The sequence below is a fragment of the Candidatus Thiothrix phosphatis genome (genome assembly GCF_035668035.1).
Classification (GTDB): Bacteria; Pseudomonadota; Gammaproteobacteria; order Thiotrichales; family Thiotrichaceae; genus Thiothrix; species Thiothrix phosphatis.
This window is the reverse complement of sequence record NZ_JAYMYJ010000147.1, coordinates 1-12267: the sequence shown is the minus strand read 5'-3', so window position 1 is coordinate 12267 and position 12267 is coordinate 1. Positions and strand designations below refer to the sequence as shown.

The window sequence follows — 12267 nt, the reverse complement described above, 5'->3', positions numbered from 1 at the left end:
TCGGATTCTGGAAAGATCTGGGCATGTCAATCGGTAGTGGAAACACGATGGTCGAGAGATGGCTTGGCGGAGTGGCCAAACAGGCAGGAATTGCTTAAGTTTCTACCGGCAGCTCCAGCACAAACTCCGCACCTTGTTCCGCTTCACCCAAACAGATGCTGCCGCCATAAGCCTTGAGGATAGAGGCGATAATTTCTAGCCCTAGCCCAGTGCCGCCCTTGTTGCGTTTGGTGGTGAAAAACGGGGTGAAAATCTTGTCGCGGTTGGCGGGGGAAATGCCTTCGCCGTTGTCGTGCAGGCGCAGCTCCAGTTTGCCCTTGCGCTTCCCGGTATACAGGCTGACGTGGCTGGCACCGTGTTGCAGGCTGTTGTCCAGCAGGTTGGTGAACACCACTTCCAGCGCATCTGGCGCGATCGCCAGCAGGGTGGTGGGCAGTTCCCCGCAATGCAGCTGTAAGCCGCGTTCCTGGTAACGGTTGTGCAGCGCCTTGATGGTGGCGGGTAGGGTGCTGGTTTGGTTGCTGGGTGCCATGGCGTCGGCGCGCGCCAGTTCCAGCAGGCGGTTGACCAGTTGTTTGAGGCGCTGGGTGTCAGCCAGCAAGTTGTTGATGAATTGTGCGCTGCGTTCCGGCGGCATGGAATCCAGATGGTCATGCAGCAGTTCCAGCGCGCCCTGCATGGCGGTCAGCGGGGTCTTAAATTCATGCGACACATGGGTGGCGAAGCGGCGGATGTAGTCGGAGCGTTCCGCCAGCGCATGCGACATACCGGCAAAACTGTCGGAAAGCTGTGCCACTTCGCGGGTGACGGGGTTCCGCAACGGCTCCACTTCCCGCTGTTCGCCCTCCCGCACCCGCTCGGTCTGCTGCAACAGCTCGCGGATCGGGCGTGAAATGGTGGAGGACACAAACAACACCAGCAACACCGCCAGTGAGATCAGGATGAAGGTGGCCAGAAACACCTTGTCCCGTTCCTCATAGAGGTGCTTGATAATGTTTTTGGGCGTGCGCGACAGGTAGATGACGCCCTGCAAGCGCCCGTTCTCAGTGACCGGAAAAGCGGTGAAGACGCGGATATTGGCGCCCCGGCTAATGGAATACAGCGGCGGCGGCGGCTCATCGGAGAGGCGCTGGCGGATGACGCTGGCGTAATGGCCTTGTAGCGCCTCCTTGACTTCCGGAACGTGCGCCAGCGATAGGCCGACTTCCTCACGCCCGGCGATCACGGTGCCGTTCATGTCCAGCAGGCGGATGCCGGAGAGCGTGATTTGCTGCGTGTCCTGGATGATGTGGGCCATATATTCGCCAATCTGCCGGGCCAGCGGATCAGTGGCCTGGGTGCTGGGGCGGGCATCCGGGCGCGGCGGCAGGATTGGGTCAATCAAGTCCACCCGTGGGCTGACAGGGGTATAGAAATCATTGGCAGGGTGCAGGCCATCCGGACTGAAGCCGGGTGGGGAAGTCAGGGAAGGGGAAAAATGGATGTAGCCATAATCGCTTTGCTGCTTGTCGCGCACGAACTGGCGGATGGCGGCGGCCAGCACGGCAGACTGGGAAATCAGCTCCAGTTCGGTCTGCTGCACCAGTTCATTTTCGTAAATGCGGAAAAAATAAATTCCACCCAGCGGCAGCGCCAAAATCGCCAGCATCACGATCAGCAGGATGCTGCGCAAACGGAATAAGGTTTTGCGGGGTAACGGCAGGTGTGCGTTTATTGGCATGCAGCAAGTTTATACCCAACCCCATGCACGGTTTCAATCACGTTGTCACAACCCGCTTCGGCGAATTTCTGGCGGATATGGCGGATATGGCTGTCAATGGTGCGGTCGCTGACGTACACATTGCCGTCATAGGCGCTGTTCATGATGCTGTCGCGGCTGAACACGCGGGCAGGTTGGCGCACAAACATCTGCAACATGGCGAATTCGGTGGCGGTCAGGCTGATGGCTTGCGCATTCCAGTGGGCGGCATGCTGTTCCGGCTGGATACTGAGCTGCCCATGACGCAACTCGCCAAGTGGCGGTTCCACCACCACCTTGGGTATCGCTTGCGTCCGTTTGAGGATGACATTGATGCGCGCCACCAGCTCACGCGGGCTGAACGGCTTGGTGACGTAATCATCACCGCCGATTTCCAGGCCGAGGATGCGGTCGATCTCATCGTCCCGCGACGATAAAAACAGGATCGGCGCATCGGAAAACTTGCGGATCTCCCGGCAGACTTCCAGCCCGTCAAGCTCCGGCATATTGATGTCAAGCACGATCAGGTCTGCCGGGTGGGCGCGGAACGCATCCAACGCTTGCCGCCCGTCTTCGGCCTGGGCCACCTGCATGCCCGCTTTTTCCAGCGCAAAGCTGATCACGTCGCGGATGTGGGGGTCGTCGTCTGCAATCAGAATCTGTTTGTTCATATTTGTCCTCCATCACTTAATAAAACCGACGATGGAGCCGCCACTATAAGGCAGTCAATCACATAATGGGGAAAGATTCGGAATCCCGGCTGCGGACATCGCGCCGTCAGCCGGAATCCGTGGAGTCTTTGGGCTGCTAGAACCCGCCGGGAAAACTGACGTTAACGATAAACAGATTATTTTTTTCATCGTCAGAACCCGGTTTCGGTGAGTAGTGTCAGGTACGTATGCTACCCACGCTTTGTGCAGGCAATATTTTAATTTTGTGGAGATACCTCGGAAAAGTTTTGCAGATTTTGTGCAGACGCATTCCCTTATCCCCCCGTTGCATTCATGTGCCGGAAAATCACGGGCTGCCCGCCAATGGCGAATTCGTGCCCTTGCGGCTTGACCGCCATCGCCTGGACCAGCGCCTCGCGCACCCTGTCGTCATCGGTCGGGTTGGCCCGCAGCACCCGGCGCAAATCCACGGAATGTTCCTGCCCCAAACACAACAACAGCCGCCCTTCCGCCGTCACCCGCACACGGTTGCAGGTGTCGCAGAAATTGTGGCTATGCGGTGAAATGAAGCCGACCCGGTACGGGCTGCCAACGCGCCGGAAATAGCGCGCCGGCCCGCCGGTATTGTCCTCGACTGCCTGCAACTCCATGTCCCGGCGCAGGTCGCGCAGGATCTCATCGCTGGAGTAATAGGCTTCGGCGCGGTCGTGGTCGCCGATCACGCCCAGCGGCATTTCTTCGATGAAGGTGATGTCCATCCCGCGTTCATGGGCGAACTCGACCAGATCCCGGATTTCATCGTGGTTGCGGTGCTTCAGGATGACGGCGTTCAGTTTGAGGCGCTGGAAACCGGCCGCCAGCGCGGCGTCGATGCCCGCCAGCACCTTGTTGATGTCGCCGAGGCGGGTAAGGCGGTGGAAACGTTCCGGCTGCAAGGTGTCCAGGCTGATATTGATGCGGGTGACACCTGCATCCTTCAGCTCCTGGGCATAACGCGCCAACTGGGTGGCGTTGGTGGTCAGGGTCAGGTCGCGCAAACCCTCTATTTGCCCCAGGTCGCGGAACAGTTTGAGGATATTGCGCCGCACCAACGGTTCGCCGCCGGTTATGCGGATTTTGTGCACGCCGAGGCCAACGAACGTCTTGCCCAGCCGCGCCATTTCTTCCAGCGTCAGCAGTTGTTCGCGCGGGACGAAGACCATGTCTTCCGACATGCAGTAGACGCAGCGCAGGTCGCAGCGGTCGGTGACGGAGAGGCGCACATAAGTCACCTGCCGCCCGAAACGGTCGACCAGCAGGTTGGTGGTGGGGTTGCTTGCTATCATGTCCTTGTTTTACCAACTGATACGGAGAGTCGCAAGAAGTATGATAGCGCATGTGGATCAGGGCTGCGGGGGAAAGGATGATGGCTGCGGCGAGCCGTCCTCAATCCAGCGCAAACAGGTCGGCGATGACCGTTTTCTTGTCGGGCTGGCGCGTGGCGGCGGAGGGGTCATACACCACCAGCAGCCCCGGCTCGCCATCCTGCCGGGGAAACAGGGCGACGCCTTCAGCGTGGTCTTCGGGGCTGACCGGAATGTCTGGCAACACTATTTCCAGCTCTTCCGCCTCCACCAAGCTTTCCGCCGCCGGGGTTGCGCCGCCGCGCCAGCGGTAAACCGCCATCGGCCCTTCCAAATCCATGGTCGGCCCGGCCAAAACCAGCAGGTCATCACCCTGCACGCACAAATCCCGGATTCCGCGCCCGGCCAGGTTCAGGAAATGCTTGCGGTAAGGCCGTTCCTCCGGCCCGGTCGGCGTCAGCCGGAGCAGGCCGGAAGCGCTTGCATCCTCCACCGGCACCAGCTCCAGGATCACCGCCCAGCCGCGCAGCACCGGCCCGCGCAGGCCGAGGAACACGCGCTGCCCCGTCACCGCCAGCCCTTCGATGTCCAAGCCGTTTTCCTTGCTGGGGATGTCGAGAAAGGCGCGCAGGTGCGGGTCGGAACGCAGCGCGTCGGTCAGCTCATCGCCGCTGGCGTTGGCGCGCAGGCGGGCGGCGGTGCGGGTGACGCCGTCCTGTGTGGCGCGTTTCTGCAACTCGGGCAGGCCGTGGTCGCCGTTTGCAACCGGAATCCGCGCCAACAGGAAACGGTTGCCGTCACGTTTGAGGGTCGCCAGTTGCTGGAACCGCTTGGCAGTGTCCCCGTCTTCGTGCTTGTCCGGATTGCCACGGGTGAGGCTGTGGGAGCCGACCAGCCACAGATACCCGTCGGCGTAAGCCATGCCTTCAGTGTCGGTTTCAGCCGTTTTCTTGCCGGATTCCGCCTCCTGCGGCAGGCGCAGGTAGTCTTGCAGGTCGAAATGGGCGTGGCCGCCGTATTGCGGGTTGCCGTCATGGTCGGGTTTTTGCGCGCTCAGGCGCTCCACGCTGGTGGTTTCGTCGTTGGCCACCCACAAGGTTTCGTCAATGGCGACGACCGCCGACAGGCCGGTGCGCAGTTGTTCGGCGTACTGGCTGGCGAAGCGCAGGTAAACCGGGGTTTTTTGCGTCATGTTCCGCCCTCGCTTCACAAGTTCAGGTCGACCAGCATCCGCCCCTGGATTTTCCCGCCGATGATTTCCCACGCGATTTGCGGGACTTCTTCCAACGCCACGGCGCAGCCGATGTTGGCGTAGGCGGATTCCGGCAGGAGCTCGGCCAGCCGTTCCCATGCCTGGATGCGGCGTTGCTGCGGGCAACTGACGGAATCAACCCCGCGCAGGCTGACGTTGCGCAGGATAAAGGGCATGACGGTGGTGTGCAGTTCGTGACTGTTGGCCAGGCCGCAGGCTGCAACCGCGCCGCCGTAAGCCATTTCCGCCAGTATCCGCGCCAGGATGTCGCCGCCGACCACATCCACCGCCCCGGCCCAGCGCTGTGTTTCCAGCGGACGGGCTGGTTCCTGCATGACGGCGCGGTCGATGAAGTCTTTTGCGCCCAGCTCGGTGAGGAACTCCTGCGTTTCCGGGCGGCCAGTGACGGCGGTGACAGGATAGCCAAGCTGTGACAGCAGCAGCACCGACACGCTGCCCACGCCACCCGCCGCGCCCGTCACCAGCACATCGCCGGAGTCCGGTTTCACACCCGCTTCCTCCAGCGTCATGACGCACAGCATGGCGGTGAAGCCAGCGGTGCCGATGATCATGGCTTTCCGCGCATCCAGCCCCTTGGGCATGGGCGTCAGCCAGTCGGCCTGCACCCGGGCTTTCTGCGCATAACCGCCCCAGTGGCGCTCGCCCACGCCCCAGCCGGTGAGGATGACTTCATCGCCCGGCTTGAAGCGGTCGGAAGCGGATTCCACCACCGTCCCGGCGAAGTCGACGCCAGGCACCATCGGGAAGGAACGGATGATTTTGCCGGTGCCGGTGACCGCCAGGCCGTCCTTGTAATTGACGGAGGAGTAGGCGACATCCACCAGCACCTCGCCCGGCGGCAGCGAGTCAATGCCGATCTGGCGGACTTCCGCCGTGGTTTTGCCTTCGATTTGGGTAAGTATCAGCGCCTTGAACATGATGGGGGCTCCTTTGGTGGCTGTTTTATGTCTGTTTCCATCATGATAGTGGAATGGTGCCAGGCAAACCATTTTCACCATTGAGGGTTAGTGTTTACGCCGCTACCAGTGTTTTTCGGCCATTTTCCGGAACATGTCATCCAGTATCCGGTTGGCACCGAAATAGGACAAATGTCCGCCGCCGTTATACAGGGCCCCTTCCGGGGCGATGACCATGCATTGGCCAAGCCGACCCTGCTGGGAGCACAACGCGTTGACCGGGTCGATGACCAGCAGGTTGTCTGCATGGAAATCGGGGTAAATGCTATTGTCCCGTTCCAGCACTGCCTGCGGATTGACGCTGGAATAACGGACGGGAACCGTGACCGCGCCCGCCTCCCTGAGCGCATTGAAGAAGGCCTGTTTGGCGTCAATGCCGTCAGGCGGCGGCAGTGTGCGGATCAGGATGACCTTGTGCCCCAGCGCCAGCAACTGCCGGATATTGGCGAAATAGCTGTCCCAGACTTGCTGGGCGGCGACCGGCTCGCCTGCGCGGATTTCATTCCGCCCGTCCTGCAAAGGGTTCCGGGTGCGCCGTTTGGCGTCCAGGAACAAGCCTTCATTGGCAGAAATAATGAAAATTTTCTGCTCGTGGAAACCCTTGATGATCGCCCAGCGGCGCTCGTTGACCAGGGGGCATTCCGCGTGGTCGCCGAACCATAAATCCGTCGCCACGAAGGGGCACTGCGCATAACTGAAACTGAGCAGCCCCTGCTGGCGTTGTCTGAGGCGCTCCAGCAGCGCGTATTCGTAGTGGCCGACAAAGCTGTCGCCCAGGGTGACGAAACGCCCATCGCCGAATTGGCAGGCGTGTGGCGGGTCGCGCCGGTCGCAGGTCGCGCGCTTACGGCCAAAATGCAGGCTTTCCCCGCTGGAGCCATTTTCACCTTCCAGGCGATCCCATTCGTTCCGGCTGAAATGCTGGTAAAAATTCAGGGCGGCCCCATTCAGGCGGGACACCGCACCGTCAACGCTGATAAACCAGCAACTGGCCGCCAGGATCAGGCCACCCGCCGCACCCAAGGAAACCGCCAGCAGCCGGAGGGGAACCATGCGCCGGTTACGGAACGGGCGCTCCACCCCATAAAAGGAGATCACCGCCAGAAGGCAAACGGTCAGCAGGCTTCGGGCTATTTCCGCATTGGACGGCGTGGCGTGCTGGATACGCATGAAGGCGAACACCGGGAAATGCCACAAATACAGCGAATAGGAAACCAGCCCGGTAAATGCCACCGGCTTCAGGGACAGAAGCCTGCCGACAACGCCATCATCGCGCGCAAAGGCCAGGATCAGCGCCGCGCCAGCAACTGGAACCAGTGTGGGGAGGCCGGGGTGGTGGGTTTCGCCGGACAGGAACAGGATGGCGTAGCACACCATGCCCAGGCCGATCATGGGCATGGCTTCGGCGGCGAACCGATTGCCAGGGGGCGGATATTTCCGCTCAAGGATGGCGACCAGCGTACCCGTGAGCAATTCCCAGCCGCGCGAAAACGGCAGATAAAAATTCAGGGACGGGTCACGCCCGTTGTAAATCAAGCTGAAACAGAAACTCGCCAGCAGCGTCCCAAAGGTGATCCGCAACGGATAGTGTTGCAGACGGCGGCGGAACAGCAGCAGCAACAAGGGAAACAGCAGGTAGAACTGCTCTTCAACCCCCAGCGACCAGGTGTGCAGCAAAGGCTTGAGCTGGCTTGATTCCGCGCCATATGCCGTGGTGGTGAGGTAAAAGAAGCCGTTGGAGACAAACGCGAGGGTTGCAAGCATCGACCGGGCGTATTCGATCAGGCCGTCGGGCAGCAGATAACGCCAGGCGTATGGCAGGGAAACCGCCATCACCAGCAGCAGGGCTGGCAAAATACGCCGCGCCCGGCGCTCATAAAAATGCTTGAGGTCAATGCGCCCAGTGTTTTCCAACTCCGCCAGCAGCAGGCCCGAAATCAGGTAGCCGCTGATCACGAAAAACACGTCGACGCCCAGGAAACCTCCCGGTAGTGCGCTTTCCCCCCAGACGGAAAAGCCTGCGTGGTAGCTAATGACAGCAAGCACCGCCACGGCCCGCAGGCCGTCTATGGTTGTCCGGTAATGCAACGCGGCGGCCTCCGGGTCAGTCCGGGCGTTGTTTGTGGGATGTCAGCGGTGCTGCATGTCCCCTGCTGGCATTGCATCCGCCTGACGCCTGGTTAGTCATCTTGCTGGCGTAGCGCATAAAACTCCCGCACAAAATCCTCAAACCGGCCTTCAGCAATCGCCGTGCGGATGCCGCGCATCAGCTCCTGGTAGTAATACAGGTTGTGGATGGTGTTGAGGCGTGCGCCGAGGATTTCCCCGCATTTGTCCAGATGGCGCAGGTAGGCGCGGGAATAGTGGCGGCAGGTATAGCAGCCGCATTGCTCATCAATCGGGCGGGTGTCGTGCTGGCATTGGCTGTTGCGGATTTTCAGCGTGCCATAGCGGGTGAACAGGAAACCGTTGCGCGCATTGCGGGTGGGGATCACGCAGTCGAACATGTCCACGCCGCGCCGCACCGCTTCCACGATGTCTTCCGGCTTGCCGACGCCCATCAGGTAGCGCGGGTGATCGCCGGGCAATTCGGGGAGGGTGGCTTCCAGCACCTTGTCGCGTTCGTCCTTGGGCTCGCCGACGGACAGGCCGCCGATGGCGTAGCCGTCGAAACCGATTTCCAGCAGGCCGTGGGCGGAAGCCTTGCGCAGTTCCTCATACATGCCGCCCTGCACAATGCCGAACAGGGCGGAGGGGTTGCCCGCGTGCGCCGCCTTGCTGCGTTGCGCCCAACGCAGGCTCAGTTCCATCGAGTGGCGGGCTTCGTCGGGGGTGGCCGGGTAAGGCGTGCATTCGTCGAAAATCATCACAATGTCGGAGCCGAGTTCGCGCTGCACCTGCATGGAGGATTCCGGCGTCATCAGCACCTTGGCACCATCCACCGGCGACTGGAAGCGCACGCCTTCTTCCGAAATCTTGCGCATGTCCGCCAGCGAGAACACCTGGAAGCCGCCAGAGTCGGTCAGGATCGGCTGTTCCCAGTGCATGAAGCCGTGCAGGTCGCCGTGCAGGCGGATGATGTCAGTGCCGGGGCGCAGCATCAGGTGGAAGGTGTTGCCGAGGATGATTTCCGCGCCGATGCCCTGCAATTCTTCCGGCGTCATCGCCTTGACCGTGCCGTAGGTGCCGACCGGCATGAAGGCGGGCGTTTCCACCGTGCCGCGCGGGAAACTCAGGCGTCCGCGGCGGGCGGCTCCGTCAGTGGCGAGCAGGCTGAACTGCAAGTGGGACATGGTTTTTCCTTGGGGTTGTCGCAAAATTGGATTGATCACCCCGGATTGTCCAGAGAGCCGGGGTTTAGTCAAGCGGCTTTGGCCAATGCATGCCGCAGCGCAAGACGCAGCCACAGCTGCACGGGTGTTGTGCTGGAAGGCGGATGTCAATTATCCTGATCTTAATTGGACAATTTGCTGAAGGTAATGCGCGATGAGCGATGCGAACGATTTCCTGAAACCAGATTCCGGTGCGGTGATGAAGCATATCGACATGTATCAGGGCATCATCAACCGAATGGCGGGGAATAGCGCCGAGTGCAAAAAATGGGCTGTCACGTTGGTGTCGGCAATACTGGTCGTGGTGGCCAAGGATGGCATTAATCAGGCGGCGATACTGGCGGGCATCCCGATCATCCTGTTTTGCTTTCTGGATACCTATTATCTGGCGTTGGAAAAGCAGTTCCGCGCGGCTTATAACAGTTTTCTCAATGATTTGCACAATGGCGTCTTGACGGTGGATAAGCTTTACAAGGTCATTACGAATGGCAAATTGCCACGCACTTTCCTGGAGGCGTTGCTGTCGTTGGCGGTGTGGCCATTTTATCTGGGAATGCTGGGTTTGGTGGCGCTGGCGAAGTGGTTGGCTGATAATGGCCTGCTTTCCGGATGTGGGAATTTAGTGGGGATTAATTAGTTGTAACTTATAAGAAACATGATATTTATCACAACTATCCGATTAACGCTGCCATTAAAGTAGGCTAACCTGTTCCTGCGAGTGTACTTTTTATCATCAGTGCAGGAGAGAGGGCTATGAAACACCATTACCGGGTGATACTGCAGGATGGTTCTGTGTATCGGGCTAGTTCGGTTGAGCATGTGCCGGGATTTGTCACCATCAAATCATGGGATGGGGAAACAAGGGTGCCAGCCGGTGAAGTCTCTGAGGTTTATTCCAGTAAGATGGGAAGGTTTAGCTGGAATGCTTTAATGGGGGCGATTGTTTTCTTTTTGTTTGTGGTGGGGTTGCTTATTGTGTGAGGTGGGTTTTATTAATTTTTATATTATACCGACGCTATAGTCCAGAAATAAGGTGAAGATGGTTTTTGTATGAATTTATATTTTTTGATTAACTTGATATGTTTTTAATGGAGCAGTTTTGTAGGGCTTTTTTCATTTCTTCTTCAGAGCCGTAAAAGTCTATGTAATCTCTATATTTTAAATCATTAGTGATTTTTTGAAAAATATCTAGGTATTTCTCTTGTCTGTAAAGATCAATGGGGGCAGTAAAAAAATGCAAGACATATTCTCTAAACCTTGGAAGGGTTTCTATTATTTTGTCCCTTAAGTGGATATCTGTGTCAATACTCTGATCTCGTCTTGAACCTAACGATATTATTTGTTCTTGTTGGGTTTCTAAATGTTTTTTATCTTGTATCCACTCCATTAATATAGTGCTATATACTCTTGAGTCATAAAATGATCTTCCTGAATCAAGAAATAGTGGGTAAATCCGTCCATGCAAAGCTTCAAACATATTAACTAACTCTTCCATACAATACGGAGAGTTAAAATATTTTTCATTTATTATGAGCAAAACAATGTCGCCATCTTTCATGTTATTCATAAACTGTTTTACATCGCTTCCAATTTTTAAGCTTTTAAAGTCAAATAATATATTAAAATGAGGGATGGCTATTCTTGCAAGTTTATCAAACTCTTCAATGATTTCTCTAGATGTAAATTTAGGGTCATTTCCGTAGGAGATATACAAAGTTGGTGTTTCAGTAAAAAAAGTTTTGATGATTTTTTTTAAAATTTCTGTATTGTTGAATTCAGTTGCATGTATTTGGATTAACTTTTCTTCTGGAACATAGTAGAATTGTTTGGATCCAATATAGTTTTTTGAGTGTATATTTGCAATACTGCCACTTATCAGTAGTTTAGTTTTATTTTTGTTTTGGGGGAATGATCCAATATAATCAATCAATGAGTGTCCGTAGCATTGTGGATTCTCTGTATTTATAACAAAAAAATCATAAGCATTAGTTTGGGTTTTTATGCTATAAAATGCTTTGTCACATGTTTCGAACGAGTCTATTGAAGCTTTTTTTCCTGAGTCTTTAAATGCAGTATGAATTCTATCTTCAATGGCCTTAATTGATTCACTAGATGTAGAACTGGTTAATAAAATTTTAAATACTGGTTCTTTGTATTGCATTTTATTTCTCTAGCTGTTTTATTAATGACTGAAATACATTTTTATCAATAGCACCATGATCGCTAACTTTTTCCAGTAAGAAATCTATTTGATTTGTGTATTGTTCTGCCTTGTCCACAAGGCCGGATATTACAACTAATTTCGTATTTTTTAAACTTTCCTTTATTAGGTTGATTAGTTTAAGACCATCAATGTTGTATGAGTCGATGGCGTTTAAAGCTATATCCAAGGTTATTAATGATACATCGTTTTCAGGTTCTTTTATTAAAGAGATGGCGTCTTCATAGTTATTTGCAGTTTTTACGTTATATCCAATTTCTTCTAGCCACCGTTTAATGATTCTCACCCAAGAAGTTTCATCATCTATAACATAGGCTAACTTTTTCTTGGTGATTTGGTTATCCGGTAGTGTCATTCTAAAGGTTTTAACAGCATTTGAGTTATCTATTAACTCAAGGTTCCCATGCATTGATTTGCAAATTGCCATAGCTCGCCATAACCCATATCCTGTGCCACCATATTGTTTTCTGGAAGATATTCCTGGATAAAAAATAACACTCTTAATAGATTCTGAAATATTTTCTCCATTATCATTTATGTCAATGACAATGGAACTGTTTTGTCTATAGATTGATACTTCTATGAATGGTTCTTCATTTTCTGAATAGTTATTCGTCACTGCAAATGCGGCATTGTCAATTAATATATACAAGCAATTCGATATATTTGCATAAGATGCTTTAATCTATTGGGAAATCCCCCGGCTTTGCCGGGGAGACGTGCATAGTTTGAC

11 protein-coding genes are annotated in these 12267 nt (G+C 55.4%); 2 read left to right on the top strand and 9 right to left on the bottom strand.

The window, feature by feature from the left end; genetic code table 11:
• Positions 1-94: 94 nt before the first annotated feature.
• From VSS37_RS18780 to tgt, 7 genes are all read right to left on the bottom strand, one after another.
• A complete protein-coding gene (locus VSS37_RS18780; protein WP_324697680.1) occupies positions 95-1720 on the bottom strand; it encodes a sensor histidine kinase in 1626 nt (541 codons plus the stop codon).
• Positions 1711-2409, bottom strand: a complete 699-nt coding sequence (locus VSS37_RS18775) for a response regulator transcription factor (RefSeq protein WP_324697679.1) — start codon at positions 2407-2409, stop codon at positions 1711-1713. Before VSS37_RS18775 ends, VSS37_RS18780 begins: the two co-directional genes overlap by 10 nt.
• 314 nt (positions 2410-2723) lie before the next feature.
• Positions 2724-3734, bottom strand: a complete 1011-nt coding sequence (gene moaA, locus VSS37_RS18770; protein ID WP_324697678.1) for a GTP 3',8-cyclase MoaA — start codon at positions 3732-3734, stop codon at positions 2724-2726.
• A gap of 100 nt (positions 3735-3834) precedes the next feature.
• Positions 3835-4944 (bottom strand): DUF3616 domain-containing protein, encoded by a 1110-nt coding sequence (locus VSS37_RS18765; protein ID WP_324697677.1) that lies wholly within the window; start codon positions 4942-4944, stop codon positions 3835-3837.
• Between the two features lie 14 nt (positions 4945-4958).
• Entirely contained in the window at positions 4959-5942 is a 984-nt protein-coding gene (gene acuI, locus VSS37_RS18760; RefSeq protein WP_324697676.1) for an acrylyl-CoA reductase (NADPH), read from the bottom strand.
• Between the two features lie 102 nt (positions 5943-6044).
• Positions 6045-8069, bottom strand: coding sequence for an acyltransferase family protein (locus VSS37_RS18755; RefSeq protein ID WP_324697674.1), 2025 nt, complete (start codon positions 8067-8069; stop codon positions 6045-6047).
• Positions 8070-8161: 92 nt separating this feature from the next.
• Complete coding sequence (tgt, locus tag VSS37_RS18750; RefSeq protein WP_375339154.1) at positions 8162-9274, bottom strand: tRNA guanosine(34) transglycosylase Tgt; 1113 nt, start codon at positions 9272-9274, stop codon at positions 8162-8164.
• Positions 9275-9467: 193 nt separating this feature from the next.
• On the opposite strand from tgt, the gene VSS37_RS18745 reads away from it, so the two are divergent.
• Complete coding sequence (locus VSS37_RS18745) at positions 9468-9950, top strand: hypothetical protein (RefSeq protein ID WP_324697673.1); 483 nt, start codon at positions 9468-9470, stop codon at positions 9948-9950.
• A 116-nt stretch (positions 9951-10066) separates the two neighbouring features.
• A complete protein-coding gene (locus VSS37_RS18740; RefSeq protein WP_324697672.1) occupies positions 10067-10294 on the top strand; it encodes a hypothetical protein in 228 nt (75 codons plus the stop codon).
• 88 nt (positions 10295-10382) lie between these two features.
• Here the strand turns inward: VSS37_RS18740 and VSS37_RS18735 are convergent, their stop codons facing one another.
• Positions 10383-11474, bottom strand: a complete 1092-nt coding sequence (locus tag VSS37_RS18735; RefSeq protein ID WP_324697670.1) for a TIR domain-containing protein — start codon at positions 11472-11474, stop codon at positions 10383-10385.
• 1 nt (position 11475) lies between these two features.
• Positions 11476-12198, bottom strand: coding sequence for a response regulator (locus VSS37_RS18730; protein WP_324697725.1), 723 nt, complete (start codon positions 12196-12198; stop codon positions 11476-11478).
• Positions 12199-12267 lie beyond the last annotated feature (69 nt).

Coding starts and splice junctions, on each gene's coding strand:
- VSS37_RS18735 (WP_324697670.1), bottom strand. CDS start 11,474: ATGCAATACAAAGAACCAGTATTTAAAATTTTATTAACCAGTTCTACA.
- VSS37_RS18780 (WP_324697680.1), bottom strand. CDS start 1,720: ATGCCAATAAACGCACACCTGCCGTTACCCCGCAAAACCTTATTCCGT.
- VSS37_RS18745 (WP_324697673.1), top strand. CDS start 9,468: ATGAGCGATGCGAACGATTTCCTGAAACCAGATTCCGGTGCGGTGATG.
- VSS37_RS18765 (WP_324697677.1), bottom strand. CDS start 4,944: ATGACGCAAAAAACCCCGGTTTACCTGCGCTTCGCCAGCCAGTACGCC.
- VSS37_RS18775 (WP_324697679.1), bottom strand. CDS start 2,409: ATGAACAAACAGATTCTGATTGCAGACGACGACCCCCACATCCGCGAC.
- VSS37_RS18740 (WP_324697672.1), top strand. CDS start 10,067: ATGAAACACCATTACCGGGTGATACTGCAGGATGGTTCTGTGTATCGG.
- moaA (WP_324697678.1), bottom strand. CDS start 3,734: ATGATAGCAAGCAACCCCACCACCAACCTGCTGGTCGACCGTTTCGGG.
- tgt (WP_375339154.1), bottom strand. CDS start 9,274: ATGTCCCACTTGCAGTTCAGCCTGCTCGCCACTGACGGAGCCGCCCGC.
- acuI (WP_324697676.1), bottom strand. CDS start 5,942: ATGTTCAAGGCGCTGATACTTACCCAAATCGAAGGCAAAACCACGGCG.